Source organism: Bacteroides sp. OM08-11, assembly GCF_003438665.1.
GTDB classification, from domain to species: Bacteria; Bacteroidota; Bacteroidia; order Bacteroidales; family Bacteroidaceae; genus Bacteroides; species Bacteroides cutis.
The window spans coordinates 143,879-169,484 of record NZ_QSTJ01000008.1; the positions used below are offsets into that span (position 1 = coordinate 143,879).

At 39.5% G+C, this 25,606-nt stretch carries 31 protein-coding genes; 4 read left to right on the top strand and 27 right to left on the bottom strand.

All coding sequences use genetic code 11. The features are described 5' to 3' along the window. Nucleotides 1–14 precede the first annotated feature (14 nt). The 9 genes from DXC10_RS14110 to DXC10_RS14150 all read right to left on the bottom strand — a co-directional run bounded on the left by DXC10_RS14110 (nucleotide 15) and on the right by DXC10_RS14150 (nucleotide 8,783). Entirely contained in the window at nucleotides 15–980 is a 966-nt protein-coding gene (locus DXC10_RS14110) for a PCMD domain-containing protein (RefSeq protein ID WP_101545923.1), read from the bottom strand. Between the two features lie 24 nt (nucleotides 981–1,004). Then, nucleotides 1,005–2,111 (bottom strand): sulfotransferase, encoded by a 1,107-nt coding sequence (locus tag DXC10_RS14115; RefSeq protein WP_101545886.1) that lies wholly within the window; start codon nucleotides 2,109–2,111, stop codon nucleotides 1,005–1,007. Nucleotides 2,112–2,120: 9 nt separating this feature from the next. Further along, nucleotides 2,121–3,578, bottom strand: a complete 1,458-nt coding sequence (gene cysN / locus DXC10_RS14120) for a sulfate adenylyltransferase subunit CysN (protein WP_101545889.1) — start codon at nucleotides 3,576–3,578, stop codon at nucleotides 2,121–2,123. Between the two features lie 31 nt (nucleotides 3,579–3,609). Then, the gene (cysD, locus tag DXC10_RS14125; RefSeq protein ID WP_101545892.1) at nucleotides 3,610–4,521 is read right to left on the bottom strand and encodes a sulfate adenylyltransferase subunit CysD; all 912 of its coding nucleotides are present in this window, start codon (nucleotides 4,519–4,521) and stop codon (nucleotides 3,610–3,612) included. After that, entirely contained in the window at nucleotides 4,521–5,132 is a 612-nt protein-coding gene (gene cysC / locus DXC10_RS14130; RefSeq protein ID WP_101545894.1) for an adenylyl-sulfate kinase, read from the bottom strand. The genes cysD and cysC overlap by 1 nt, the downstream gene beginning before the upstream one ends. 16 nt (nucleotides 5,133–5,148) lie before the next feature. After that, nucleotides 5,149–6,702 carry an SLC13 family permease gene (locus tag DXC10_RS14135; RefSeq protein WP_101545896.1) on the bottom strand — a complete coding sequence of 518 codons (1,554 nt, stop codon included), beginning with the start codon at nucleotides 6,700–6,702 and terminating at the stop codon, nucleotides 5,149–5,151. After that, nucleotides 6,699–7,535, bottom strand: a complete 837-nt coding sequence (gene cysQ, locus DXC10_RS14140; RefSeq protein WP_117738122.1) for a 3'(2'),5'-bisphosphate nucleotidase CysQ — start codon at nucleotides 7,533–7,535, stop codon at nucleotides 6,699–6,701. Before cysQ ends, DXC10_RS14135 begins: the two co-directional genes overlap by 4 nt. 243 nt (nucleotides 7,536–7,778) lie before the next feature. Beyond that, the gene (locus DXC10_RS14145) at nucleotides 7,779–8,282 is read right to left on the bottom strand and encodes an SPOR domain-containing protein (RefSeq protein ID WP_101545925.1); all 504 of its coding nucleotides are present in this window, start codon (nucleotides 8,280–8,282) and stop codon (nucleotides 7,779–7,781) included. A 48-nt stretch (nucleotides 8,283–8,330) separates the two neighbouring features. Then, the gene (locus DXC10_RS14150) at nucleotides 8,331–8,783 is read right to left on the bottom strand and encodes a lipocalin-like domain-containing protein (RefSeq protein ID WP_101545901.1); all 453 of its coding nucleotides are present in this window, start codon (nucleotides 8,781–8,783) and stop codon (nucleotides 8,331–8,333) included. 176 nt (nucleotides 8,784–8,959) lie between these two features. Here DXC10_RS14150 and DXC10_RS14155 point away from each other — a divergent pair, with 176 nt between their 5' ends. The 4 genes from DXC10_RS14155 (at nucleotide 8,960) to DXC10_RS14170 (ending at nucleotide 11,208) form a co-directional block, all read left to right on the top strand. Further along, a complete protein-coding gene (locus DXC10_RS14155; protein ID WP_101545903.1) occupies nucleotides 8,960–10,231 on the top strand; it encodes a DEAD/DEAH box helicase in 1,272 nt (423 codons plus the stop codon). A gap of 111 nt (nucleotides 10,232–10,342) precedes the next feature. Beyond that, nucleotides 10,343–10,552 (top strand): YtxH domain-containing protein, encoded by a 210-nt coding sequence (locus tag DXC10_RS14160; RefSeq protein ID WP_101545905.1) that lies wholly within the window; start codon nucleotides 10,343–10,345, stop codon nucleotides 10,550–10,552. 29 nt (nucleotides 10,553–10,581) lie between these two features. Continuing rightward, nucleotides 10,582–10,944, top strand: a complete 363-nt coding sequence (locus DXC10_RS14165) for a phage holin family protein (protein ID WP_101545907.1) — start codon at nucleotides 10,582–10,584, stop codon at nucleotides 10,942–10,944. 12 nt (nucleotides 10,945–10,956) lie between these two features. Next, complete coding sequence (locus tag DXC10_RS14170) at nucleotides 10,957–11,208, top strand: hypothetical protein (RefSeq protein ID WP_101545909.1); 252 nt, start codon at nucleotides 10,957–10,959, stop codon at nucleotides 11,206–11,208. 69 nt (nucleotides 11,209–11,277) lie between these two features. Here the strand turns inward: DXC10_RS14170 and DXC10_RS16380 are convergent, their stop codons facing one another. From DXC10_RS16380 to DXC10_RS14260, 18 genes are all read right to left on the bottom strand, one after another. Then, a complete protein-coding gene (locus DXC10_RS16380; protein ID WP_229074436.1) occupies nucleotides 11,278–11,379 on the bottom strand; it encodes a smalltalk protein in 102 nt (33 codons plus the stop codon). 50 nt (nucleotides 11,380–11,429) lie between these two features. Then, a complete protein-coding gene (locus DXC10_RS14175; RefSeq protein WP_117738124.1) occupies nucleotides 11,430–11,933 on the bottom strand; it encodes an HU family DNA-binding protein in 504 nt (167 codons plus the stop codon). Between the two features lie 197 nt (nucleotides 11,934–12,130). Further along, a complete protein-coding gene (locus DXC10_RS14180; RefSeq protein WP_117738126.1) occupies nucleotides 12,131–12,535 on the bottom strand; it encodes a PIN domain-containing protein in 405 nt (134 codons plus the stop codon). A 2-nt stretch (nucleotides 12,536–12,537) separates the two neighbouring features. Continuing rightward, nucleotides 12,538–12,852, bottom strand: a complete 315-nt coding sequence (locus tag DXC10_RS14185; RefSeq protein WP_117738128.1) for a hypothetical protein — start codon at nucleotides 12,850–12,852, stop codon at nucleotides 12,538–12,540. Between the two features lie 148 nt (nucleotides 12,853–13,000). Continuing rightward, nucleotides 13,001–13,678 carry a PIG-L deacetylase family protein gene (locus DXC10_RS14190; RefSeq protein WP_117738130.1) on the bottom strand — a complete coding sequence of 226 codons (678 nt, stop codon included), beginning with the start codon at nucleotides 13,676–13,678 and terminating at the stop codon, nucleotides 13,001–13,003. 63 nt (nucleotides 13,679–13,741) lie between these two features. Then, the gene (locus DXC10_RS14195; RefSeq protein WP_117738183.1) at nucleotides 13,742–14,392 is read right to left on the bottom strand and encodes a sugar transferase; all 651 of its coding nucleotides are present in this window, start codon (nucleotides 14,390–14,392) and stop codon (nucleotides 13,742–13,744) included. A 131-nt stretch (nucleotides 14,393–14,523) separates the two neighbouring features. After that, nucleotides 14,524–15,399: an NAD-dependent epimerase/dehydratase family protein gene (locus tag DXC10_RS14200; RefSeq protein ID WP_117738132.1), complete on the bottom strand. Its 876-nt coding sequence runs from the start codon at nucleotides 15,397–15,399 to the stop codon at nucleotides 14,524–14,526. Next, nucleotides 15,396–15,959, bottom strand: coding sequence for an HAD-IB family phosphatase (locus DXC10_RS14205; protein WP_117738134.1), 564 nt, complete (start codon nucleotides 15,957–15,959; stop codon nucleotides 15,396–15,398). The genes DXC10_RS14200 and DXC10_RS14205 overlap by 4 nt, the downstream gene beginning before the upstream one ends. Before the next feature lies 1 nt (nucleotide 15,960). Then, complete coding sequence (locus DXC10_RS14210; RefSeq protein ID WP_147331319.1) at nucleotides 15,961–17,103, bottom strand: hypothetical protein; 1,143 nt, start codon at nucleotides 17,101–17,103, stop codon at nucleotides 15,961–15,963. Next, on the bottom strand, nucleotides 17,103–17,843 hold the full coding sequence (locus DXC10_RS14215; protein WP_117738138.1) for a WecB/TagA/CpsF family glycosyltransferase: 741 nt from the start codon (nucleotides 17,841–17,843) through the stop codon (nucleotides 17,103–17,105). The genes DXC10_RS14210 and DXC10_RS14215 overlap by 1 nt, the downstream gene beginning before the upstream one ends. A gap of 34 nt (nucleotides 17,844–17,877) precedes the next feature. Then, nucleotides 17,878–18,897: an NAD(P)-dependent oxidoreductase gene (locus DXC10_RS14220; RefSeq protein WP_117738140.1), complete on the bottom strand. Its 1,020-nt coding sequence runs from the start codon at nucleotides 18,895–18,897 to the stop codon at nucleotides 17,878–17,880. Between the two features lie 11 nt (nucleotides 18,898–18,908). Then, on the bottom strand, nucleotides 18,909–19,886 hold the full coding sequence (locus tag DXC10_RS14225) for a glycosyltransferase family 2 protein (RefSeq protein WP_117738142.1): 978 nt from the start codon (nucleotides 19,884–19,886) through the stop codon (nucleotides 18,909–18,911). A 2-nt stretch (nucleotides 19,887–19,888) separates the two neighbouring features. Continuing rightward, nucleotides 19,889–20,779, bottom strand: coding sequence for an NAD(P)-dependent oxidoreductase (locus tag DXC10_RS14230; protein ID WP_117738144.1), 891 nt, complete (start codon nucleotides 20,777–20,779; stop codon nucleotides 19,889–19,891). 3 nt (nucleotides 20,780–20,782) lie between these two features. Then, the gene (gene rfbG, locus DXC10_RS14235; protein WP_187120684.1) at nucleotides 20,783–21,859 is read right to left on the bottom strand and encodes a CDP-glucose 4,6-dehydratase; all 1,077 of its coding nucleotides are present in this window, start codon (nucleotides 21,857–21,859) and stop codon (nucleotides 20,783–20,785) included. 4 nt (nucleotides 21,860–21,863) lie between these two features. Continuing rightward, nucleotides 21,864–22,274, bottom strand: coding sequence for a WxcM-like domain-containing protein (locus DXC10_RS14240; RefSeq protein WP_021940077.1), 411 nt, complete (start codon nucleotides 22,272–22,274; stop codon nucleotides 21,864–21,866). Between the two features lie 4 nt (nucleotides 22,275–22,278). Then, complete coding sequence (rfbF, locus tag DXC10_RS14245; RefSeq protein WP_117738148.1) at nucleotides 22,279–23,103, bottom strand: glucose-1-phosphate cytidylyltransferase; 825 nt, start codon at nucleotides 23,101–23,103, stop codon at nucleotides 22,279–22,281. Between the two features lie 737 nt (nucleotides 23,104–23,840). Continuing rightward, entirely contained in the window at nucleotides 23,841–24,392 is a 552-nt protein-coding gene (locus DXC10_RS14255) for a serine O-acetyltransferase (protein ID WP_117738151.1), read from the bottom strand. 2 nt (nucleotides 24,393–24,394) lie between these two features. Next, the gene (locus tag DXC10_RS14260) at nucleotides 24,395–25,573 is read right to left on the bottom strand and encodes a hypothetical protein (RefSeq protein WP_117738153.1); all 1,179 of its coding nucleotides are present in this window, start codon (nucleotides 25,571–25,573) and stop codon (nucleotides 24,395–24,397) included. Nucleotides 25,574–25,606: the final 33 nt, after the last annotated feature.

Here is a 25,606-nt window from a genome sequence, read left to right on the forward strand (position 1 = left end):
ATACAAAATTACGATTAATATATCAACTTTACATTATCAATCCAAAGAGAATTACCCGGAGAACCGATATATGCTCCTCCATGGCTGGAAGTAAACTGCAACAATAAATGTGTAGGAACATCATCAGCTGTTCCCCATGCCACTTCTTTCACCGGCACACTTTCCCCTTTACTATTCACAGCATAACGTTCTTCCACCTGAAGACGCATCATGTGAGGCTTATATGCAGGATCTCCCGTAATATCACCATACATGATAGAATAAGTAGCATTATTACGCCAATTATCCATAGTAGTATAATAGCGAACTACCATTGTCCCCACACGTTTCGCATAGATATTACCATCCTTATCTTCCCAACGCTGCTGTAAGAACAAATTTACTTCCGGGAAATCCTTACCTTCCACATCAGTTATTTTACTGAAACCGGTAGCACGAAGACGTTTTTCGCGATCGGACATTTTCACTTTATAATCAAATTGGATAGCAACAGGTTTCTTTGTGAAAGGAATGCCGGAATTCAACATCTTCTGCGGGTTTTTGGTACCTTTAATCGGTTCGTGTACCTCACCCAAAAACATAGAACCGGCAGCCAATACTGTAATATCAACCAATCCAAACACCTTAACACTCTCCATGCGAGTATCCATACGTGCGCAAAAACCATCTCCACGCTTTTCCGGGAATACGGACGTATTAGTTTTGGTAATACCTGCCACACGTGCCATAACATTGGAAGTTGCCCACGGAGAACCACCCATATTTTTATATACCTTATTCTCAGTGATAGTGGCAGTAGGTCCGATAGCATAAACATTCTTAGTAGCGCCACCAATTATTCCGGATTCTTTAATCTGACGATCCACCCACTGATCCATGTTTCCAAAAGGAATCATTTCTACTTTCTGCTGTGCCAATACTGCCCCACCACAAAATATAACGGACAACAAAGCCAACGTACGAAGTTTCTTACAAATCATCATATACTCTCCTCAATCTATCAATTAAAGTTCATATTTCCATTGATCCAATGCAAAGTTCCAATTATCCTGAACAAGTTGCACCGTACGATCATCGTACTTATATTTATTCTTTTTATAACCTTTTTTGCCTCCTACATACTTCTCTATATCTGCACAAGCCTCCGTAAATCCCGGTATAGAAAGCGTTTCATAAATATGTTCGGTCATTCCCATTGCATCAGCTTCAAAATCTTCGAACTTCACTTCTATCAGATTACCTTTTGGAATACTTACTTTATCGGCTTCATACTTATGATAAAGCTTGGCGTAAATAGACAAAATATTTTTTTCCAACTCCTCAGAACTGATATTCTGAAGCTTCAACGGCTGAATGGTATTCGTAAAAAAGCTGCGAGTACTTTCAAACACCGTATAAGGATTACGCATCAGATAAATGAATTTGGCATTGGGAAACATTTTTACCAATTCTTTCACCCGCCCCGTATGAGGAGGGTTTTTACTCAAGAACTGAGTTCCATGCGTATTCCACAAAGAAATTTTGATCAGTTTGACAAAAGTTTCCTCAAAAACCTTCAACTCATCTTCTGTTATATCATCAAACAGCAAATATTTGTCCGCATACTCTTGTTGGTATTTGGGCAAAAACCAGAAGTTATAATAAGTATAAGGCATCATGTTAGCCAAGGCAAACTCTTCTTCTTGAGGAAGGTCTACGGCAAGCTCCATATTATCCGTAGGGCGTTTGTCCGGCATTAACCAACTCATATTCTTCTTGAAAAAAGGTTGTCCCCACATCATTAAATGAGGGAACACTGTCTGATATGTTGTATTGTAACCGAAATGCTTATCGCAAGAAAACACATTATGAACAAAAGTCGTTCCGCTACGCCAATGTCCAAGTATAAAAACAGGATCATATTCCAGCGGTTTATCTGCTAACAGTTTTTCATAGCGTTTGTTCTGTAAAGGAGCCAACGTAGAAAGTAAACGGCATACAACTTTTGTCAAACGATACTTACCTTTATAAGCAGCCTCTATCTCACGCCCCTTCGTAATAGCATTGAATGTTTTCCAGTCAGCACCGACCAGCGTGTTTATCGGAAGCTTGTTAAATTCGAGTAACCCCATTTCTAATCTTTAGTTTTTAATTATCACTTTGATGCCTTGATGTTCCAGTTCCTTCACAGCTTTTTCAATTGCCTCATAATGTTCAGGTTCAATACCCAGTTTAGGCAAGTCCAGCACAGGCAAATCTTCAGCCAAGTGCATATCCTTGTCCTCCACCTTATCGATTATCATACCCACCGCACTGGTATTATTGGTAATCGGATCAATCAGGATAAACGAGCCACATGCCTTATTTTTCTGATACGGATCAAAAAACAATTCTTTGGCAGTAGTAAGAACTACACGGGCAATTTGATTCAATTGCATAGGAAGAGTATCCTTTGTCAATTTACCGTTTTCAATGGAAAGATGCTCCATTGTGTTGACATCCACTTTATATTTAATATTGTCAATGCGCGTACGGCTTACATTCGTTGTCTGTTTAATAAAGAACGATTTATTAATATCCATCGGTTCCTCATCCATCCACACCACCATTGCTTCAAAGTTACGATCCATCAAAGGCAGGTTGCCCGGATGTACCAACATTTCCCCACGCGACACATCTATCTCATCTTCCAAAGTCAACGTAACAGACTGCGGAGGAAAAGCATAATCCAACTCACCATCGTATGTTACAATACTCTTCACACGCGATTTCTTACCCGAAGGCAAAGCCATAACCTCATCTCCCTTACGGACAACCCCCGAAGCAACCTTACCACAGAAACCACGGAAATCAAGGTTAGGACGTAAAACATATTGCACCGGAAAACGGAAATCCGCCAGATTATGATCATTATCGATATGTACGGTTTCCAAGAAATCCAACAAAGAAGTGCCTTTATACCAAGGAGTGCGGTCAGACTTCTCTACTACGTTATCTCCATCAAGTGCGGAAAGAGGAATACAAGTCACTTCCGGAATACCCAACGGAGCAATAAACTGTTTGTACTCTCCTACAATTTCATTAAAACGCTCTTCCGAAAAATCCACCAGATCCATCTTATTGACAGCAAGTACCACATGTTTAATTCCCAGCAGAGATACGAGAAATGTATGGCGGCGTGTCTGCGTAATAACCCCCGTACGGGCATCTACCAAAATGATTGCCAGATTAGCAGTAGAACCACCTGTAATCATGTTACGGGTATATTGTTCATGCCCCGGAGTATCAGCTATAATGAACTTGCGATTATTCGTTGAGAAATAACGGTATGCCACGTCAATCGTGATACCCTGCTCACGTTCAGCTTTCAAGCCATCCAGTAGCAAGGCATAGTCAATATGGTCTCCGGCATTTCCAACACGCTTACTGTCACGCTCCAAGGCATCCAATTGGTCTTCATATAATTTTTTACTATCGAACAACAATCGCCCGATAAGAGTGGACTTTCCATCGTCTACCGAACCTGCCGTGAGAAATCTTAATAAGTCCTTCTGTTCGTCCTTATCAAGAAAAGCCTTTATATCTAATTTATTATCCATTTTCTTAATTACAAATTACTAATTACAGATTTTAGAAATAGCCTTCGCGTTTCTTTTGCTCCATGCTAGCCTCCTGGTCAAAGTCAATCACACGGGTAGTACGCTCACTTTTGGTGGTAGTCATCATTTCCTCCACAATCTTCTCGATAGTATCCGCCTCACTCTCCACGGCACCGGTCAGCGGCCAGCATCCCAAAGTACGGAAACGAACCATACGCATTTCTATTTTATCCCGATATTGTTCCGGTAAACGCTCATCATCCGCCATAATCAGGTTTCCGTCTATCTCCACACATGGACGCTCCTTGGCAAAATACAATGGCACAATAGGAATATTCTCCAAACGAATATATTGCCATATATCCAATTCAGTCCAGTTGCTCAGCGGAAATACACGGATACTCTCTCCTTTGTGTACACGCGCATTATATATATCCCACAATTCCGGCCGTTGGTTTTTCGGATCCCATTGATGGAATTTATCCCTGAAAGAAAAAATACGTTCCTTGGCACGCGATTTCTCCTCATCACGACGTGCACCGCCAAAAGCCGCATCAAATTTATATTTATCAAGAGAATGAAGCAAAGCTTGCGTTTTCATCAAGTCGGTATGTACCTTGCTACCATGAGTAAAAGGACCTACACCGGCATGAAAAGCTTCCATATTACTTTCCACAATCAAATTCCAGCCATATTTCTTGGCATACTCATCGCGGAACTGGATCATTTCCTTGAATTTCCATTTAGAATCGATATGCATCAACGGAAAAGGTACTTTGCCCGGAGCAAACGCCTTCTCAGCCAAACGTACCATAACCGAAGAATCCTTACCGATACTGTATAGCATCACCGGATTCTCAAATTCCGCAGCCACCTCACGGATAATATGTATGGACTCTGCTTCGAGTTCCTGCAAGTGGCTAAGTTTATACTCTTCTTTCATTATATATTATTCTTCTGAATTTTCGGTAAAATAAGTTCCAACAGTTTATTGACAGATTCTTCCAAACTGAGCACAGACGTATCCAGCATCAAAGCCGGATGCGCAGGAGCCTCAAACGGCGCGGAAATACCCGTAAAGTTTTTAATCTCCCCCTTACGGGCTTTAGCATAAAGTCCTTTCACATCACGACGTTCACACTCTTCGATGGGCGTACTGACGTAAATCTCCAGAAAATCATCTTGTCCTATAATATTTGCCGCCATTTCACGTATATCACTATTAGGGCTGATAAATGCAGCAATAGTAATGACACCGGTATCTATGAATAGTTTGGAAACCTCAGCGATACGACGGATATTTTCCACACGGTCAGCTTCTGTAAATCCCAGGTTATTATTAATTCCACTACGAATATTATCTCCGTCAAGGATACGGCACAACAATCCACGTTTATGTAATTCCCGTTCTAAGGCAATAGCTATCGTACTTTTACCGGAACCACTCAAGCCTGTAAACCATATCATCACACTGCGCTGTTTCAGTAATGTCTCTTTATCCTCCCGTGTCAGCATCCGATCGAAAATCGGATATATATTATTGTTGTCTGTCATATATTCTATAACTTAATTAAAAAGGCCATATTAATGGAATGAGAAAAATAGAAATCAAGAATGTTATTATATTCAACGGTAAACCGATACGTACAAAATCTGTAAACTTATAATTACCGATACCTTGTACAATCAAATTCGTCTGATAACCGATAGGTGTGGAGAAACTAGCTGAAGCCGCCATACAAATTACCACAAAGAACGGCATCGGGCTCACTCCCAACTGTGCCGAAATAGAAAGCGCCAGAGGAAAAGCAAGTGCCGCCGCAGCATTATTCGTTATCAGCTCGGTAAACAGATTAGTTATAATAAATACCGCTGCCAACAACACCTGAGGACCGTAATGTTCTGTCAAGCCAATAATATAACTCGCAACTATATCTGCCACTCCCGAATTCACCATTGCTTTACTGATGGCAAAAGCACAAGCAATTGTAATCAAAATATCCCAAGAAATATATTTCGTATATTTACGGGCAGGGAAGATCTTTGTCCATGCCATAATAATAGTCGTAACAGACACAAAGAAAAACATATCCAATTTCATATCCGGAAATGCTTCTTTCACAACAGGCAACTCACCCACAGTAGCTCCCGTAATCATCAAGATCAATAAAATCAATGCAAACCACCGTTTTCCCTTACTTGCTACCGGTTCCGTATCTTTTCCATTAGCAATCATTACAAAGATAGAAGATTCCCCCCATGTCTGTATAAACGAGTCATCAGCCATCACTACCAACGTATCACCATCACGAAAATATTCATTTTCAAGATTTTGAGTATAAGTCTGACCATTACGTTTTATCTCCTTCACTTCAGCTCCATAATGGCGTTTAAAATTAAACGCCCCGATTTTCTTATTGATACCCGGGAAACGAGGTCCAAGTACGGCCTCCACACGATGCAAGTCACCTTGTTCCTCCGGCTCATCATCCGGCTTCACCGCGTCCTTACGCACATCCGGCAGTAATTTGGAAGAAAACAAAAATATATAAACGATACCTGCTATTGCAATGAATATTCCAACCTTTCCCAACTCAAACATCGTAAATCCTTCATATCCCGCTTCCATAATCATACCATGTACCACCAGATTGGTAGAAGTACCGATCAGAGTACAGATACCTCCCAAAATCGTAACGTATGAAAGAGGAATCAAGAATTTAGTAGCAGGCAACTTTACCGATTCTGCCCACCGTTTGATAATAGGAGCAAAAATTACGACAACCGGAGTATTGTTCAAAAAAGCGGAAATAAAAGAAATCACGGGTAACATTCTGAGCTGCGCTTTAAACACTGTAGTTTTACCTTGTGGAAGTAATTTCTTGATAACTTGCCCCAATGCCCCGGATTGCCGGATACCTTCACTGACAAGAAACAGCATAGCCACAGTTATCATTCCTTTATTACTAAATCCTTCCAGCATCTCCTTCGGTGTCAAAATCCCTGCACACAAGAACACTACTACTACCGAAAAAAGTACCATACCCGGACGCATCTTGTCCAGAACCAAGGCTACCACCATGCCCAACAGGGCTAAAAGCACAAATGTAATCTCAAACGTCATACGGATCGTTTTTTAGTTTTCACACGTCTGGGCTCCACTACAAACCAAGGATTCAGCAAATCTTCCTTATTATATTGTAAAGGCTCTTCCTTCCCCACCTGATAAATTTCCATACCGGCAGCCCGCGCTATAGCATGTCCTGCAGCCGTATCCCACTCCATTGTAGGAGCAAAACGCGGATACACATCTGCTTTTCCTTCTGCCACCAGACAAATCTTTATAGAACTTCCACTGGAAATTAATTCTACATCCGGATGATGACACTTCATCTCCTCTATGTAAACTTCCGTTTCCGGTGAAAGATGCGAACGGGAAGCAACAATCACAAACTTGTCGTGTTCATCCTTATCCGGCAAACGGACAGCCGATGCCATCAACTCATCCAACGTAGTCTCTGCACGCATCGTAATGCCGGATAATTTATAAGCTCCAATTTCTTCATCTGCAAAATAAAGTTCTTTTTTCACCGGAAGATAAATTACTCCCATCACAGGTACCGAGTCATGTACCAAAGCGATATTAACTGTAAACTCCCCATTTCTTTTGATAAACTCCTTTGTTCCGTCCAGAGGATCTACAATCCACAAAGTTTCCCATTCATGACGTTCCACAAATGGTAAATGTTTACCTTCCTCGCTTAATACAGGGTAAGGGGTATGCTGCAAAATCTTTGTTATCGCCTCATGTGCTTTTTTATCGGCAATAGTCAAAGGGGAATTATCCGCCTTTTTTTCTATCTTAAAATCAGATGCCGGATCGTCGTAAATGGAAATAATGTCTTTTCCGGCGCACAAAGCCGCATCAATTGCATCGAGTATATATTGTCGTCCCATACTATATCCAAATATAAAATGCAAAATTAAAAACTTTTTTATCGCAAAAAGTTTCCACTTCCGGTTTTATAACTTCTTTTAAACGAAAAAGATAAATTTTATAAGTACTTTTCACAATCGCTGAAATACATGTTCCATAAACATTTCCAGCAAGTTAAGAGAAAGGCAGTAACTTCCCAGTTACTGCCCTATCCTGAAAGGAGGAAAATACCCCTTTCTTATGAATTACCAAAAAGAATTCAATTAATTAATGCGGTACAGCAACCAAGCCCCTTGGAAATCCTGACGATTAGGATACTTTGCCTTAAAAGCATCGCGGGCACTTGCAGCAGAAGCTCTGTCTGCATATGTACTTACGATAACCCGGTACATGGCAGCATCCGCATTGAATGCGATGACAGCATTATAACCTTCTTTATCCAAGAAGTTTTTCAGGTTTTCAGCATTAGCTTTCACACCAAAGCTACCACACACCACACTGTAGTCTTTCAGACCATCAGCACCGGATACCACTGTAACTTTCTCCTGTCGTACCACGCCTACCGGAGCACTTTCCACTACCTTGGCCTCTACCGGGGCAGTCACTACAGGAGCCACCTCCTCTACCGGAGCAGTAGTCTGAGGTTCTGCCAACTCTTGTTGTTTTGCCTTTTCGTATGCCTTCTTGTATGCGCTTTCACTCGATTTACAAGAAGAGAATGCCAGTACGATACATACTCCCATTCCCAATACTGCTAATTTTTTCATTTTTTCTATCATTTTTTGTTAGTAAAATCTATGTCTATTCTAAATCCATCAATATTTACGGAAAACATATTTAACGCCCTGGTAGTTCAACCGCATCTTCTTGTTGGTCAATTCCTCCACCTTGAATGTCCGTTCCCCCTCTTCTCCCCAATTAAAGAATTTCTTATAACCTGCGGAGTTTATCAGATTACTGTGAGCCTCTTCATTTCCGGCACTGTTATCCGGCCACAATATAATGGATATCTCATCCTCTTTCAATTTATAATATCCATAATAAGCTTCATAATTACCATATTCATTCATACAATATGCCAGAAAACTCCCCTTCTGAAATCCATAGAATATGCTGTCCACTCTCTGCACTGTTCCATCGGGATATTGACATTCACGCAATTGCCATTTACCTACCCAATCCGAACCGCCATCATTCATACAAGAAACACATCCCAGCAGCACACACACCAAAATCAGAAGTATTTTCCCGCCCAACAATTTCTTCATAGTCCACTTTTTTAATTAAAAGACAAAAGTACGCCTAAGCTCTTATCTAATCCCTCCAAATGCTGTTAAATATAATTAAAAGGAACGAATAATAAAGACAAAAAGAGATTTAGCCAGAAGGCTTTCGTACCTTTGTCAAATATAAAACAGGGCGTGAGGCCCATTTAATTAATTACATGACATTTGAAAATTTGAAATTGATAGAGCCGATATTAAGAGCTCTTCAAGAAGAGGGGTATTCCACCCCCACTCCGATACAGGAGAAATCCATTCCCATATTACTTCAAGGAAAAGACTTATTAGGATGTGCCCAAACCGGAACCGGAAAAACTGCGGCATTCTCCATTCCCATCCTGCAAAAGTTATATAAGACAGATAACCGTCAAGGAATAAAGGCATTGATACTGACTCCTACCCGCGAATTAGCGATACAAATCGGAGAGTCATTCGAAGCATACGGCAAATATACCGGACTACGTCACGCCGTCATATTCGGCGGTGTAGGGCAAAAACCGCAAACCGATGAGCTCAAGCGAGGCATACAGATACTGATTGCAACTCCGGGGCGCCTGCAAGACTTGGTCAACCAGGGTTTCATCAACTTAAAGACACTCGACTTCTTCGTACTCGACGAAGCAGACCGCATGCTGGATATGGGTTTCATCCATGACATCCGCCGCATCCTGAAGTTACTCCCACCGCGCAGGCAAACCCTTTTCTTTTCAGCCACCATGCCGCCCGAAATAGAAAAGCTGGCCAAGTCCATGCTGACCGCTCCGGAAAAAGTGGAAGTAACTCCTGTATCTTCTACCGTCGATACCATATCGCAATCCATCTATTTTGTAGAAAAGAAAGAAAAGAAAGACTTGTTGTTATATCTACTCAAGGATCCGGCAATAGAATCAGTCCTGATATTTACCCGTACCAAATATGGAGCGGACAAGCTTGCACGTATTCTCAATAAAGCAGGTATAGGCGCCGAAGCCATCCATGGCAATAAATCACAAAACGCACGCCAACGTGCATTGACCGGTTTCAAAAGTCATACTCTCCGTGTATTGATAGCGACGGACATTGCGGCCCGTGGCATTGACGTAGACCAACTGTCTCACGTCATCAACTACGAACTGCCCAATATTCCGGAAACATACGTTCATCGCATCGGACGTACCGGACGTGCCGGACACAACGGAGTAGCTATTTCATTCTGCGAATCAGAAGAACTCCCATACCTGAAAGACATTCAGAAATTGATAGGTAAAACCATTCCGATCGTAAAAGAACATCCGTTCATCACCTCCACCGGAACCAAAGCCCAAGAAACAAAGACAGAAGAGCTCAAAGTTAAAGCCAAAGAAAATAAAGTATATAGAGGTAGCCGCGCAAACGGTGATTTCTGGAGAAGGAAAAAGCAAACCCGACAAAATAAGCCTCAAAAGCAAGCCTGATTGTCACTTTTCATGATAGACAACTCTAAAAAGCAAGTTTTTTTGAACAAACTTTCAAAATATTTTGTTAGCTTTGTCATATAAACCTAATAAAAAGAAAGGAGTATTATCATGAAAGGATTAAATGTTTTAGCAGCTTTTTTGGGTGGTGCCGCAGTAGGTGCAGCTATTGGTATTTTATTTGCCCCTGAAAAGGGTGAAGATACCCGTCATAAGATTGCAGAAATTCTCCGTAAAAAAGGTATCAAACTGAACCGGAATGAAATGGAAAACCTGGTCGACGAGATTGCCGCAGAAATCAAAGGTGAAGCAGCCGAATAAAAAACTACATTTCAAAAAACAGAGCCATTATGTTTGCAGACGACAAAAGTATAGAGAATATCCAGCAATTATTTATTGAGTTTAAAAAGTATCTGGAACTCCAGAAGAAATACACTCAACTGGAAGTCACTGAAAAGCTGACAATCTTGCTTTCTACATTGATACTCGTACTTCTTGTCGTCATTCTCGGCATGGTGGCCCTGTTTTACTTATCTTTCACCCTCGCCTACATATTAGATCCTATCGTAGGTGGATTGATGGTAAGTTTCGCCCTGATCAGTTGTTTCCATATCTTGTTGATTATCCTAATCGTTGTATTCCGTAAAAAGATTATCATCAACCCGATGACAAAATTCATCGCAGGACTATTCATTGATAATAACAAAGATTAAAAAATCACGAATATGAATGATACTTCCAATACAGACCTCATCACTTTAGAGAGCCTCCAGAAACAAAAAGCGGAAGCACGGGAAGAATTGCGTGCTCAAAAGAAGATAATGAACGATACCGCCAGGAACCTGTTCGCCCCACTTGCTCCTGCGGCAGACAGAGGCACTGCAATCATGCGGGCCTTCAACACAGGCATGGCAGTATTCGATGGAGTTATGCTGGGAATGAAGTTGATGAAGAAAATAAGAAATTCATTCCGGTAACAAAAAAGAGGCTGAATTCTACATTTACACATAGACTCCAGCCCCTTCCCTATAAGAAGTCCTCCTTTTTTAGACAGCCATCACCTGACCACCTATTACACCTGCAATAGCACTCGCTACAGCAATGATTACCTTCAAAATCTTATCCCAAACTGATACTCGTATACTCATGGCATTTCATTTTTAATTGTTTATCGCTAATTCGATGTAAACACATCCCCCTATCCTAACGGATTTTCATTCTGATCCTCACCGGAACCTCCACCAGGATTACCGCCATCACCGGAGTCATCCTTTGAATCGTCCGGTACGGTTCCCCTATATTTCTCAAATTCAACACCCTGCAACAATGCACGGGTAGTACCCATAGCAGCCGGACGGGTATATTCCGGAGTAAACTGGCAACGCAAAGCAGTCACCTGATTAGGGTTCACATCCTCCTCCTTCTCCACACCCTTACCACGTGTGCGGGCTTTCATCGTAAAAGTCCCAAGGCCATTCAACCGCACCGTACGGCTGTTCAACAAATGCATCCTCATTGCAGACATCAGGTTACGGATCACATTCTGAACGTCACCCGGAGTCAACGAAGACTTCTCAGCTATATTCTCAGCCAGCAATTGCGTATCCACCGTTTTTCCCACTTTCTTCAAACTCAAGTGCCAGGTCTTCACACCCGCTTTGGTCGCAATCTGCGACTGTCTTCCATAATAAAATAAAGGCATAATCTTTCTCCTTCACATTTTTAATTAAACTACTTTTTCAATTCTCGTTTCGTTGATCAACGATGCAAAGGTGAGAAGATAGAAGGGCATAAACAAAGAAAACAGCCCAAAGAAGGCTGTTTTCTGAGAATGATTTATAAGTAATTTATTTACTATGAGTTATGAGAACACACACATAAACAAATTCACAAGAAATTCTATTTAGCCAAAAAATCATCAGGAGTATAAACTGGAATTTCCGACATCCTATAATCTTTTGTGTTTCTAGTGACAATACAATCAACATTAGCAGAAAAAGCTGTATAATATTGCACAGCATCTTCAAAATCCGAAAAATCAGACTTTATTGCATTTGCAATATCCTCCTCATCTGTAGAAACGACTGTCATTAAAGAACGAAGTTTTTCCAATAAATCTAAAAGCCGTCTATGTTCACATTGCCTATGCAAAACATAATAAATAGTAGTAAATGACAACGCAGCCACACACAACTCAACATCGGATGTCTCACTTAGATAGAATATTTGCTTGGCTTTCCCACCAAAGGGTTCTCTATTAGATAAATAATCAATTACAATATTTGTATCAAGGAATACCTTCATATCTATAAATATTTCGTTCTAACGGTATCCTCTAATTCCTTTTTATAATCAAAATCAGCAGGTAGATGAACTGCACCACACAATTGATCTATAACAAAACGTCTTGATACGTTCTCTTTTTTAGCAGACAAGTGATTACCCAATACGAGGTTCCATCCCATCTTTTTTACTAACTCTTTAAAAAAAGCGACATCTGACGATGGAACCTCCACAGAAATTCTCTGTGCCACAGCTTCCTGCTTATTATATGCCATCATTGGTTCATTCGCCAACTGTTCAGGAATATCTTGCTTTTTATAAGGCTTCACTTTACTCATAACTTTCTATTATTATACAAAGGAAGCTATTTTGATTGAGAAATACAAATCATCAACAAGCTTTCTTCTATAAATAAAAAATGCCGAAATCATATAGAGATAGTTACGGATTTTCTTTGGCGTTCAATCTATTATCATTATTATGCATTTAATAAGTTCGTAGTACTATTTCAAATGCTTCCGCATAATTCACCCCCCATTGACTACCCCTGACTGCAGCCAATCCATAGATATATTCAGCAGAACGTGGATGCGGATAAGGACGCATCACACCTCTGTACATAGACAATGCTTTTATTTTAGCATCAATCCCCTCTTTTTCCACTTCTACATAACAATTTGGACGAAACAAATTCATAGCACTGTTAATGGCCCATTCCGAACATGACGGAACTTCCATATACCAAAACTCCTTGATACGTCTAACCTCCGGTCTGCGCTGGAATAGGCGAATTGCCTCCTGACATGCCATTGAAGTCTGTAAGTGGTCGTTGTTTGTATCAGCAGGATGATGTGTGATTACTACATCCGGTTCGCTCTCCTTGATGGCAGACTCAATGAACTGTACCAGTTTCAGGTGAGACACTGTGTTCATTTCGATATTCGGGAAAGTTCCCTCATAAATCCTGTTCACCCCAAGAAACTTATTCGATGCATTCGTATCATCCTCAAGTTCATTGTCCTCCGGACGGAATGCACGTGCCTTTGCCTCTGTACACATAATGCACACATCAATAATATCGCCATTATGCGACCATTTCCACATCGAAGCACCTGCTCCAAGAGTTTCATCGTCAGGGTGAGCAACTACAAGTAAGTATTTCATAAGATTTTAGTTTTAGTATTAAATAAAAATTCATCAAATCATGCAATTTGTGATCAACACGAATCACACTGTCTTCGAATACTCCACCAACTTATCATGCATCCACTGTGGATACTTGCCACAGGCCGTATAAGTAATGGCAAGAACAGTCCAGATGATAAGCTTGATGTCACCAAAAAACGAAGCATGTTTTACATAATACACATCAAGCTTCAGCCGGATAGGCAACACCTTCTCATTGTACTCATCCTCATTCGGGAATTGGTCACCATAGATGTAATCCCAAAGGCTCGACTGACTTGTAAGTCCACATGGAACAGTAGAAGCAATGACATTCGCACCACCGCGAGTAATCTCCACCTGATCCACAGCAGCCGGACGGGGACCGACTATCGACATCGTACCATTCAAAATGTTGATTAACTGAGGTAGTTCATCTATTTTCAGTCTCCTCATCACCTTTCCCCACCAAAAAATACGGTCCTGATCAGGGCGTAAAGAAACCTCACTCGCTCCACGTGCCACACGCATTGAGCGAAACTTCCACATTTTGAACTTCTTATTATCCTTACCTACCCGATTGGCAAAATAGAATAACGTTCCCGGGTCACTAATCTCTGTAAAAATGATGGAAAGAAACCAAATCGGAGATGTACCGATGATACCCAAAAGTGCACAGATAAAATCAAAAAGACGTTTAATTAACTTATACATGGCTATTTTTACTGTAAACATTAAAGTAATCCATAGAGCATCTGCCACTCCTGAGCGGTAGGAACACATGTGAAAGCAAATCTCGATTACCTATCTCAACCTGTATCAATTCAAAAAACAACCGCATTCGCTTATTTCATCTTCTTCCTTGGTTCAATACCCTTCAGACTTTCCTCAAATCCCACAATCTGGTACTCAAAATCGTACTTCGACATGGTAGGATCATAATATGATGAGGCAAACATTTTGTTTACAGGCTTGAGAAACTTAGCAGCAATCCATACACAAGGATTGAATAGTTTACTAATCCAAACCTTATGGTTATACTTTTCGGAAAAATATCGGATTACGTCTACAGTATCCACGAGCTCCTTGTTTTGAGGATAGAATGTTCCTTCACACAGGTTCAACATAATCTGTTTCACAAACTCGCAGAGATTATCGATGTAGAGCATGGAACGCTTATTATGCCAAGCTGGGAAAATAGGAGTCTTTTGAGCTAGCCAAACAAGACGAGGGAAATTTCCCTTTCCATTTGGACCATAAATCATGCAAGGGCGAAGATTCGCCACTCTGAACGAGTCACATGCCAGCTCGTTCAAACCTTTTTCTGCCTGAAGTTTTGAGTCACCATAAAAATCGTTAGGCTTGGGTTCTGTCTGCAATGTCACCACATGATCCATTAAGTCCTTGCTCGACTGATACACAATCTTTGAAGACATAAACACAAACTGCTTTACACCACATTCCTTTGCATGCCTAGCAATCTCTACAGTCAGATCTCTATTAACCTTATAGTACAATGGTGCCATCTCTGGCTTAGGATCAACATGAGCGATACCAGCAACATGAAATACTACATCATACAGACTGAAATCCACTTGTTTCCAAGCATCATTCATCGTATCTACAGTATCCACGTGAAACTGCTTAGGTGTTTTCATTAACCATTTCTCCACAGATACACCAATATAACTATTGGCACCCGTTATCAATACTCGTATCATAATATTTGTCCATTTTCAACCTTATGTGAAACCTTACACATTGGGATAAGCACCTCATCCCATTTACTGTCATAGTACATTTCATCTACTTGTTCAATACCCATCTGCTTCAGGCACTTTACCTTCTCATGATAGAATGGATGGCGGTCAATTCCCAAGATTCGTCCATTAGACACCTTGAATGTTGTACACACTAACTCTACCTTCATACCCTCAAAGACAGTCTCCAAAAAATACATAGATGAAGCAGAAAGCACTATCACTCGATCATCATTATCAATATATTCCTGAACCTTTGCAAATAATGGATTCAGCGGGAAGCGTTTTGCCTGTTCTCTGCTCACATTAGCAAACTCCTTCAAATCGGAATGGAATAGCAGCTTCAACATCTGTTCCTTCTCAAACTTTACAGAAGTTATCTTCAGTTTAGCAAGTATCTTCAGTAGATAGTAATAGATACGATAAACCTTCCGCCAGCCGGACATCTGCTCGTTGAATAACTCTTTCATACTATCCTTATACGAGAGCGTACCGTCGAAATCAAAAACAACAATCCTCATATTAGTGTCTGAAGAATCGTTTGATATTCTTTATATTGAACAAGTTTGACAAGTTGAACAGAATCGCTGACCATCTGCTAGCGTACGACCAATTTATGAAACACGTATTCTCAAAGTTCCAAAAACCTTTGATACACCCTAACTTCTTAATATAGTTCAACACATCCACAGGGAAAAGCCATCGAATATATGTCTCCTCTGTTCGATAGTTGAACAAAGGGTTCTGATTCATGCAAAGGCGCACATAGTTTGAGAGCAGATTTCTACCGCTGAACTCAGACAACATAATACTACCCCAAACACGAGGGTTTGCCTCAATCACTTTGTATTTTCCAGTCCGCTCATCCAATAGGAACTCCAACATCACCAGCCCATTCCATCCAGCCTTATCCAAGATCTTCTTACCTTCGGCAATCAGTGGCAGATTGATACGTAGCTTTGATAAAACAGTTACGCCACCAGTAGGAGGAGAGGTTCGAATCCTTTGATGGCTATAAGCATCTATCATCTCTCCATTATGATACAAATAGAAAGTACCTTGCACATCATGACCATTTGGAATAAGTTCTTGCACAAGATAAGGCTTTTTACTTACCTCTTCCCGAATAGAGTCAGTATAGTCTTCCCATTTGTAAAGTCTATACTGCCCTTCGCTTCCAGAACCCACACAAGGTTTCAGTAATACAGGAAACTGTTCAGGTTTTAGGTTGTCAATCTCCTCTACCTTATAATGAATAGGAGCACTCAATTTGTTTTCTGAACAGAAATCATTCAAAACTTTCTTATCTCGGAACTGATGATACACCTCCACTTTAGGCAGAATATACACATAATTTTTCTGACCATATTTCTCTACGAACTTATAGAAGTGTGCTATCGTCTTCTCCTCTACAGGAACAAACACTATCTGATTATCGTTGTATTTATCTGCTATCGCACAAAAATCTTCCACACAAAGAACTACATCATCAGTCCTCAACATTTCGGCCTTCCCCCTGAAGATACGCTCCAAGTGCCGTTTTATAGACATAGTTCCTTCCGTATTACCACATATCATCGGCACATCAGGAAACGTATAGGTTAATATGGAAATAATGTCGAACGCCTTTCTAGTTTCGGCATTAGAGACTAGTATTCTATACATTAAGCATTCTTTCCGCTTTCTTTTCTACGCTTTATTTCTTCACGTTTTAATACAGGTATCACCTTCAGGAAGTTCCAACACCTACGCCATTGTTTTTGGGGCTCTTCAAAGAGTCTAATCAACCATATGAAACGTACGGTACCAATCTTAACTTTTGGTTCATTTAAAATTCCGGCATAATAGTTGAATGCCGCACCAATACCGAACATGACTCCCTGCTGCAAGAAAGGGAGTAACTTGCTCATGAAGATTTCCTGTTTAGGTGCACCCAAACTAACCCAGATAATATCAGGTTTCTCTTCGTTTATTTTTTGGGCAATTAATTCATAATCAAATTCATCAACTGACACAAAAGGCAACGGGTGATAAAGTAGCATTGAGTTATCCTTTCCATGCTCTTTCATTTTTTCCCTAATTAGTTTATAAGTCTCTTTCGTATTTCCAATGAGTATCTGCTTATAAGGCTTTTCTATGTATTCTGTAAAAACCGCTGGTCCATTAAATGCCGTATATTGTGTCCCATAAATATCATTGCACATTTTGGCAATATAACCTCCGTCACATGTATTGACTAATGCTCCACATACAATTTCTCTATACCATGGCTTCAGGTGTGTTTGTGAAAGTACATTACCATCAACCACACAAACATATCCCACCTTCTTATCAACAATTGCTTTATTAATTTCGTCTCGGAACTTGTCGTGATCAAATTCTAAGTGAATATTAAATATGTTCATATAACTTTGTCATATTGAATGAATATGGTAAACACTAGTTCTTACCATACTTTTTCTTCCAATAAGGAAAAAATGATGCTCCTTCTCCCTTTAGCCACTCAATCGTTTCTTTGACATTATCGGAAAGATTTTCATTTCTGACGCCAAACAAGTCAATTGTCTTATTTGTTGTGTCATACCAGTCCTCCATCATATTATTGAAACGAATAGAATACATTGGAAACTTGATACCGAGGGTTCCAAGTATATCTCCCAAAATAGCCACACCCCTCATGATCCATGTAGGAATATAATGTAGTTTAGATCCTCTAAGTTGCTTCACCCATTCCTCAAGCCATAATCTAGAATCAATAGGTAAGTCTCCCAAATAATAAGTTTGTTCATTAACTATATTTAGGTCTGCATTTATGATACCATCAATCTGATGGGTAAGATTTTTCACATAGGCATAAGTACGGACTGCAGGTTGCTTTATTGGATGAACATAAAGTCCCTTAGCTAACACTTTCCATAATTCATTAGGATATCTCATGTGCCAAGGTCCCCACACATTTGCAGGGCGAACAATAGTCCAGGCACATTGAAGATTAGAATGGCGAGTATCCTCTTCCATTATTTTTTTACTCAAACCATACGTTGTATGAGGAATATACTCATCATCCTTCGAAGGAAAAGGTATTGTAAGACTTTTATAAACATATTGAGTAGATGTCATTATCAGATGTCTCACACATGAATACTTTTTAACAATATCAATAATATTCTTGGAACCTTGTGTGTTTTCCGAATAGTCTTTTATATCAGTACTTAATGTATCTGTTCTAGCAGCCAAATGAATAACTACCGTTGGATGATACTTGCTAAAGGCCGACTCAAGATCAGCCATATTTACAATGTTTCCCTTCACCCAATAGTTTATCTGGTCTTTCTTAATAGGCTCTGCCTTATCCAAGCTAATAAAATCGTAACCCTTTTTCATAAAAAGGTCTATAAGATTAGTCCCAATAAAACCAGAACCTCCTGTGATAAAGATTCGATCTTCTTTAGTTATCATAATATAGTAATCTATTTAATTGAGAATAAAATTTTTCTTGAGATGTTATAAATACACCCTGGCATGCAATAAATAATAAAATACACCAACATCTTGCGTATATATCCCTTCTGATATGCGGCAAAATATTTACAATATGGTCTATATTTTCTTTTATCAGTAGAAGCACTCATTAGGATATAGCAGAAAAGCACAAACTTGTTATATTTTTCATTCCATACATGCAATCCATCATCAAATAACCCTTCTTTTTCCAAGTCTTTTGACATATTCGGCAAGCCAAGTAATGCATATATAGGCCAATCTTTTCCCCATGCACGTTTTGCTACTTTACGTTGTATACACAAAGGGAATTCCTCATACATTATATCCTTGCCCTTATTACCATAATAAAGGATTCCCATGAACTCGAACCCGTAATGCGAACTTGTATCAAATGATAAGCCTCTCTTCCAAACATCACGAGAACAAAGCATAGCCGACATAAATGTAGCACCCCAAAAATTGTCAGTAATAAATTGAGTTGAATATGTATATCGCTTGCATATGCCGTCGTAGCGATTTTCGTAGAGTGTTAATCCTTTTATTGAACAACCATCCTCATAGCCAACTATCCTATTAAAATAATACAATTCAATGTCCGGATTTGACTCGATTCTGTGAACAAGGTAACTAACTAGAAAAGGTGCTGGAATGTCGTCATCGCCCCACAAAATAAAATATTTTCCTTTGGAAAAATCTACCGTACGTTTGAAACTATCACCTAACGAGACTCTGTTGTCACATTCTTTGTATCGTATGAAATCGTACTGTAACACAAATTCCTTCATCACATCCGAAGTGTTGTCGTTACAAGCATTACTACATACAACCAATTCAACCTTTTCACTATTTATAGCAATTTGATCTATAAAATTTTCTATCGTAAATTTCAAAATGTCTGCGCGATTTAGTGTTGGAATCGCTATCGAAAGTAATTTTGATCTCATTTTTAGTATAAATCAATTGTGTCGGTTATTTTAATAGATGCCTCGAAACCAGTAAGCATCTTTAATTTCTTACCATCAAGAGCTAGATACTTCATACCAACATCTGCACGCTGAACGCTACCGAAACAACCTTCAGGAACTTGCTTACCCATTGCTTGGTGAATCAGAGTAACAATTTCTTTGACGGTAAGAGTCTCCTTACCCTCAATGTTATAGAGACCTGAAGGTAGGTCTTTCTCAAATGCCATTGCAAGCAAACGAGGAACGTCGTTCACGTGTACATATTGACGTGTCTGTTCGCCTGCAGTAAAGTGGAGTTCTTCACCATTACGGATAGCATTGATAACGTAAGGAATCAAACGCTTAGGATTCTCACCTGCTCCATAGATTGTAGGAATGTAGAAATGCCAGTGCTTGAATCCATGCTTATAGGAAGCAACGAACTTACTCAGCATACGCTTGCTAACGGTATAGTCATTAGAAGTAGGACAGAGTGATGTAAGAACGTCCTCTTCAGTAAAGAAGCGTTCTTCCTTGGTCTCACCCATTTCAAATACACTACCAAAAGTAACAAAGATTCCTTTATAATCAAGTTCCTTGAGTTTATTGCAGATGTTTACTGGGGTAGTAACATTCAGATTGTAAATCAAATTGAAGTCTTCTTGGAGATTGGCTTGAATACCAGCACCAATCGCATAAATGACAATATCAGAATCCATCAATCCTGAACAATCCATTTCTGTGTCCATCAGATTCATCTTATAGAAATTGTCATACTTATGTCTTACAGGTGTATCCAGTCCGTACATATCAAGAGCCCAATGCTCCTTATTTGCGTACTTTGCTATAGCTGTTGAGAGAAAACCATTGGTTCCCATTATTGAAATTTTCATATCTTATCCAATAAACTTATTAATCTCCTCCACACAGAGGTCGTACACATTTTCTGTTGTATATCGCTTGTACCAATCAGAGGTCAGTACAGCAGTCTGTTTTGCATTGAGACGTGGATACCATCCGAGGCGAGTCTTAGCCTTATTTATATTCAGCATCAGGAGACTCGCCTCATGGAGTTCGTCAGGATCCGATACATCCTTGAGCTCTCCAAAGCCAAAGTTCTCAATAATGGCAGATGCTACATCCCACACAGTCAGCACACTCTCTTGCTCAGGGCCAAAGTTCCAACCTTCACAATACTCAGTAGGGTTGTCCCACATCTTCTGAGACAGCAGCATATAACCTGAGAGAGGTTCCAGAACGTGTTCCCAAGGACGAACAGCCTTAGGCGAACGGATATCAATAATCTTGGTGGTTTCGAGTGCACGAATACAATCAGGAATGATACGGTCCTTTGCCCAATCACCACCACCGATTACATTACCTGCACGAGCAGACGCGAGAGAAACTGTATGCTTCTTACCGTAGCTCTCTGGATTAAAGAACGAACGACGCCAGCTCTGGATAGCTACCTCACAAGCGCCCTTCGAAGAAGAGTATGGGTCATAACCTCCAAATGAGTCTGTTTCTACATACCCCTCCAACTGCTCGCAGTTGTCATAACACTTGTCAGTTGTTATCATCACACCTGTTTTTACACTCTTAGTGGCACGAATTGCCTCCATTATGTGAATAGTGCCCATCACGTTCACTTCATAGGTCTCCACAGGAATCTCGTACGAGAGACGAACGAGTGGTTGAGCTGCAAGATGAAAAACGATCTCAGGCTGATTTTTAGCAAAGATATGCTTCATCATCTCGCCATCTCGAATATCGGCACGAATGTCAGCCTCAATCTTGTTACCGATACCAGAGAGCACGAAGTTATCTCGCTCTGAATATGGATCGAGACCCACACCTACTACTTTAGCTCCAAGTTCGTGGAGCCAAATACAAAGCCAAGAACCTTTGAAACCTGTGTGACCTGTTACAAGTACTTTCTTACCTTTAAAGAAACCATTATATATATCAATCATAATTCTATTTTTTTTCGATTGTGTATGCTATTGTATCTTTGGGATCATAGAGTTTGTCTGTATAAGCTAAAAGAATGAAATCCTTGTCGCCATTGTTTACAACCATATGAACTACATTATTAGGAATAAATACAGTTATAGCCTTCTCAAACGACATCTCAATATCCTTACGCTCATGTGTTTCCAAATCTTCTAATTTGAGAACAGCGCTACCGTCAATGATAGTGAACCACTCCACAGCTTCAGGATGATAGTGCCCCCCCCTTTCTTGCCCTGGTTTTCCCATGGTAAGATACACTTCCCCAGTATGTGAAGGAATACCCTCCTCAGTTCCAGTGATTACCTTCAAGAACCAACCTCTATCATCACTAATTAATCGACGTTGGATGATACGTACTTTATCAATTTGAGCCATAGTCTTAGATATTTCCTGTTACTTTACGAGCTTCAATAGAAGGAATCTGACGTTCCCACCGCTTCCAAGGCGCCTTATCTTGAGCTAAGAGATTCTCTAACATATTCTTCTCGCGGATATTATCCATACACTGCCAAAAGCCTTCGTGAATGTATGACATCAGCTCACCCATGTTTGCCAGTTCTACAAGAGTAGTTTTCTCAAACACGCAAGTATCACCATCGAGTAGGTCGAACACCTGAGGGTCAAGCACCATATAACCAGCATTGATAGGAGATCTATCGCTTACATTCTTCTCGCGGAACGAGCGAACCGAATTGTTTTCACTTATATCTAGAACCCCCTTGTCTTGTTCCATCTTTACAGCAGTAAGGGTAGCTAGTTTACCATGTTTTTTGTGAAACTCAATAAGTTTGTCTATCTCCACATCGCACACACCATCACCATACGTCATCAAAAAAGGTTCATTACCTACGTATTTCTGAATACGCTTAATACGGCCACCAGTCATTGTGTTATAACCTGTATCCACTACAGTTACCCTCCAAGGCTCTATATTGGTCTGGTGAACAGCCATCACGTTTTTACCATTGGTATAATCAAAAGTAACGTCAGAGTTATGGAGGAAGTAGTTAGCGAACCACTCCTTGATATACTCCTGCTTGTAACCAGCGCAAATGATAAACTCGGTATGGCCATAGTAGGCATACTCTTTCATAATGTGCCAAAGAATAGGCATGCCACCTATTTCAATCATTGGTTTTGGTTTAAACTGAGATTCCTCAGAAATGCGAGAACCGAAGCCACCGGCGAGAAGAACTACTTTCATATCTTGTATTGATTAAAACAAACTTTAATTAGGGTTTACTGAATTATAATTTTCTACAGTTTGCAAAATCACATGAAACTTCAAAATCCAACATTTTTTCTATTCATATAGATTTTTTACCATCAAACTTCTCGGAAAAACAGAAGTAACACTTCTTATAGTTCCTCAAATGGAGCATTAAATTATAAGATTTCCAACTGTGGTAGTCAATAAAAATGTAGCCATTTACGATACTGGTTCCAATCTTTCCACCAAACTCAACCTTAACGGACATGTGGTTGGAATATGCTGAGTATGCGGTTGTTGCATTGATGGACTCCGCTCATAAACATATTCTTTTGCTGACGATACATCTTGAGAAGCGTGATGAACAGCTTCTAGTCATAGGGGTTAAGGGTGGTAAACAATGGTTTCAACAGGAATTCACTCATATCATTGAAATATATTCACCAAGGTGTTTGCGCATCGTCGCAAACAAGGTTGGATTGAATACAGGGCGAGATGTGAATTCCTGAAGATCAAGCATGTAGTTACCTATAAGAATACTCATAGATAACCTGAATCGTTTCACGATCAGAAAGGTTCATCTTATGCTTTACAAGCAAGACATCTATGATTATCCGAGTGATCTTTACCTGCACCTCCATATCTGTTATTAAGACGGCTGTTGTAAATCTATTAAATCTTATCCCAAAATAGCAAATTGCCCAACTTTACCTTACATTACTCAGCAGACCTTAATTAAATGGTCCACGATTTACATCATAGACAGTACTTTTCTTAGGAATAATTCTACAAGGAATTCCAACTGCAATAGAATTATCGGGCACATCGCACATAACAACTGCATTTGCACCAACAGTAACATTGTTACCAATCTTTATGTTGCCTAGTACCTTTGCACCTGCTCCTAGTGTACAATTATCTCCAATAATTACTTGATCAAAATACGAATTCTTAACACCTATTGTTACTCCTTGGTGTATAGAAAAATTCTTTCCAATAATTGTTATTGGATTAATGACGATACCTCCAAAATGGTATATCCTCAATCCTGATCCAATTTGTGCACCACGAGGAATACTCACTCCCATAAAAATAGAAAAGAAAGCATATAAAGGAACGATGACTAAATTAAGCAGGAACTTTAATGGCAGTAACCACTTAGGCATCAATCTGATTCCACGAGCAGTTCTGTATAGCAACACTATAATGAATGAAGGTTCATTCCATTCGAAACGATTGTAAACAGGATTTACATAACGTTTTAAATCTTCTATCAATGTCATATTTATGATTTTTTTAATTGCTTTGTAGACTCTATATAATCTTCAAAAATAATTATTGTAATCAAACAGAACAGATTTATGAAGGCAAATATTCCATTGTCTGTAATAGTAACTACTAATAAATAATAAAACAATATCATGGCACCTCTTCGTTTTTTATTGACTTGGACAAGTAATACATAAAATAGTCCACCAATGATTACGAGACCTATCAAACCAAATTCGCCAAGGAACAATACCAATGTTGCATCAGTAGTACTTGATTCATCTTTATATGAATAACCCTCATAACCCTTTGTATAAAAATAACCAGCACCAATAATTGGATTATCAGGCAAATCACAAAGGACGCTGTACGATAATGCAAATGTAGTATGCTGAATCAAATACGTATTATCCAAAAGGATACTTATCAATGTAGCCTGACGCTCAGTCGCAGATGCAGCTTCTTGAGTATATGATACACTTGAATTAGATATATACTTTTTTGTCGCATCAAAAGCAAAAAAGCATACTAAACACCCAGCGATTATGTAGATGACGCTTTTTTTTTTCACTTTTTTTTCTTTAAAATAAAATAGCAAAGTATATGCCAGTGGAATAGTAATAGCAATTAATGGTGTACGAACTCCCGATATAAAGGTCAAGAAAACAACACCTATCATCGAAAATAAAGTGGGTATGGATAACTTATTACGACTTTTGTATTCTATATATATAACTAAGATTGCAAGACAAATAAGGAACTCAATATACGTATTATTACCAAGGAATGTTCCTCCAATTACATGTTCGATATTAGCTAAATCAGCATTTTCAAAGGAGCACTTATAATTCAATAAAGGGATTCTAATTTGTAATAAACCCAAAAGAACCTCGAAAAAATAACCATAGCGCAAAAGTTTGTACAATGATTTTATGTCAGGCTGTCTTGTCGTCAGAAGAGCGGCACCAGAAATGATCAGGAAACATTCAAGACCATACTTTAGATATAACATGAATGGAACGGGTCTGATGGCTATGAGGAAAAAAACATACACTAACGCTACACAAAAGAGTATTGCAATTTTTCGCTGGTGTATAATGTACCTAGACCGATTTATAACTAAGGTATCCAACATCGCCAAATAAGCAAGTTTAGTTGCCCACGATAAAATCTGCCAATAAGCTTCATCTGTCATTGGTACTACAAATGCATATATTGAAGGACAAAA

Excerpts from the sequence above, each read along its gene's own strand:
- cysN (WP_101545889.1), bottom strand. The coding sequence starts at position 3,578 with ATGGATAATAAATTAGATATAAAGGCTTTTCTTGATAAGGACGAACAG.
- DXC10_RS14175 (WP_117738124.1), bottom strand. The coding sequence starts at position 11,933 with ATGCCTTTATTTTATTATGGAAGACAGTCGCAGATTGCGACCAAAGCG.
- DXC10_RS14195 (WP_117738183.1), bottom strand. The coding sequence starts at position 14,392 with ATGTATAAGTTAATTAAACGTCTTTTTGATTTTATCTGTGCACTTTTG.
- DXC10_RS14185 (WP_117738128.1), bottom strand. The coding sequence starts at position 12,852 with ATGAGTAAAGTGAAGCCTTATAAAAAGCAAGATATTCCTGAACAGTTG.
- DXC10_RS14215 (WP_117738138.1), bottom strand. The coding sequence starts at position 17,843 with ATGAACATATTTAATATTCACTTAGAATTTGATCACGACAAGTTCCGA.
- DXC10_RS14200 (WP_117738132.1), bottom strand. The coding sequence starts at position 15,399 with ATGATACGAGTATTGATAACGGGTGCCAATAGTTATATTGGTGTATCT.
- DXC10_RS14210 (WP_147331319.1), bottom strand. The coding sequence starts at position 17,103 with ATGTATAGAATACTAGTCTCTAATGCCGAAACTAGAAAGGCGTTCGAC.
- DXC10_RS14180 (WP_117738126.1), bottom strand. The coding sequence starts at position 12,535 with ATGAAGGTATTCCTTGATACAAATATTGTAATTGATTATTTATCTAAT.
- DXC10_RS14260 (WP_117738153.1), bottom strand. The coding sequence starts at position 25,573 with ATGACAGATGAAGCTTATTGGCAGATTTTATCGTGGGCAACTAAACTT.
- DXC10_RS14170 (WP_101545909.1), top strand. The coding sequence starts at position 10,957 with ATGAATGATACTTCCAATACAGACCTCATCACTTTAGAGAGCCTCCAG.
- rfbG (WP_187120684.1), bottom strand. The coding sequence starts at position 21,859 with ATGATTGATATATATAATGGTTTCTTTAAAGGTAAGAAAGTACTTGTA.
- DXC10_RS16380 (WP_229074436.1), bottom strand. The coding sequence starts at position 11,379 with ATGAGTATACGAGTATCAGTTTGGGATAAGATTTTGAAGGTAATCATT.
- DXC10_RS14240 (WP_021940077.1), bottom strand. The coding sequence starts at position 22,274 with ATGGCTCAAATTGATAAAGTACGTATCATCCAACGTCGATTAATTAGT.
- DXC10_RS14160 (WP_101545905.1), top strand. The coding sequence starts at position 10,343 with ATGAAAGGATTAAATGTTTTAGCAGCTTTTTTGGGTGGTGCCGCAGTA.
- DXC10_RS14230 (WP_117738144.1), bottom strand. The coding sequence starts at position 20,779 with ATGAAAATTTCAATAATGGGAACCAATGGTTTTCTCTCAACAGCTATA.
- cysQ (WP_117738122.1), bottom strand. The coding sequence starts at position 7,535 with ATGGGACGACAATATATACTCGATGCAATTGATGCGGCTTTGTGCGCC.
- DXC10_RS14110 (WP_101545923.1), bottom strand. The coding sequence starts at position 980 with ATGATTTGTAAGAAACTTCGTACGTTGGCTTTGTTGTCCGTTATATTT.
- cysD (WP_101545892.1), bottom strand. The coding sequence starts at position 4,521 with ATGAAAGAAGAGTATAAACTTAGCCACTTGCAGGAACTCGAAGCAGAG.
- DXC10_RS14255 (WP_117738151.1), bottom strand. The coding sequence starts at position 24,392 with ATGACATTGATAGAAGATTTAAAACGTTATGTAAATCCTGTTTACAAT.
- rfbF (WP_117738148.1), bottom strand. The coding sequence starts at position 23,103 with ATGAAAGTAGTTCTTCTCGCCGGTGGCTTCGGTTCTCGCATTTCTGAG.
- cysC (WP_101545894.1), bottom strand. The coding sequence starts at position 5,132 with ATGACAGACAACAATAATATATATCCGATTTTCGATCGGATGCTGACA.
- DXC10_RS14205 (WP_117738134.1), bottom strand. The coding sequence starts at position 15,959 with ATGAGGATTGTTGTTTTTGATTTCGACGGTACGCTCTCGTATAAGGAT.
- DXC10_RS14220 (WP_117738140.1), bottom strand. The coding sequence starts at position 18,897 with ATGATAACTAAAGAAGATCGAATCTTTATCACAGGAGGTTCTGGTTTT.
- DXC10_RS14225 (WP_117738142.1), bottom strand. The coding sequence starts at position 19,886 with ATGAGATCAAAATTACTTTCGATAGCGATTCCAACACTAAATCGCGCA.
- DXC10_RS14135 (WP_101545896.1), bottom strand. The coding sequence starts at position 6,702 with ATGACGTTTGAGATTACATTTGTGCTTTTAGCCCTGTTGGGCATGGTG.
- DXC10_RS14115 (WP_101545886.1), bottom strand. The coding sequence starts at position 2,111 with ATGGGGTTACTCGAATTTAACAAGCTTCCGATAAACACGCTGGTCGGT.
- DXC10_RS14165 (WP_101545907.1), top strand. The coding sequence starts at position 10,582 with ATGTTTGCAGACGACAAAAGTATAGAGAATATCCAGCAATTATTTATT.
- DXC10_RS14190 (WP_117738130.1), bottom strand. The coding sequence starts at position 13,678 with ATGAAATACTTACTTGTAGTTGCTCACCCTGACGATGAAACTCTTGGA.
- DXC10_RS14155 (WP_101545903.1), top strand. The coding sequence starts at position 8,960 with ATGACATTTGAAAATTTGAAATTGATAGAGCCGATATTAAGAGCTCTT.
- DXC10_RS14150 (WP_101545901.1), bottom strand. The coding sequence starts at position 8,783 with ATGAAGAAATTGTTGGGCGGGAAAATACTTCTGATTTTGGTGTGTGTG.
- DXC10_RS14145 (WP_101545925.1), bottom strand. The coding sequence starts at position 8,282 with ATGAAAAAATTAGCAGTATTGGGAATGGGAGTATGTATCGTACTGGCA.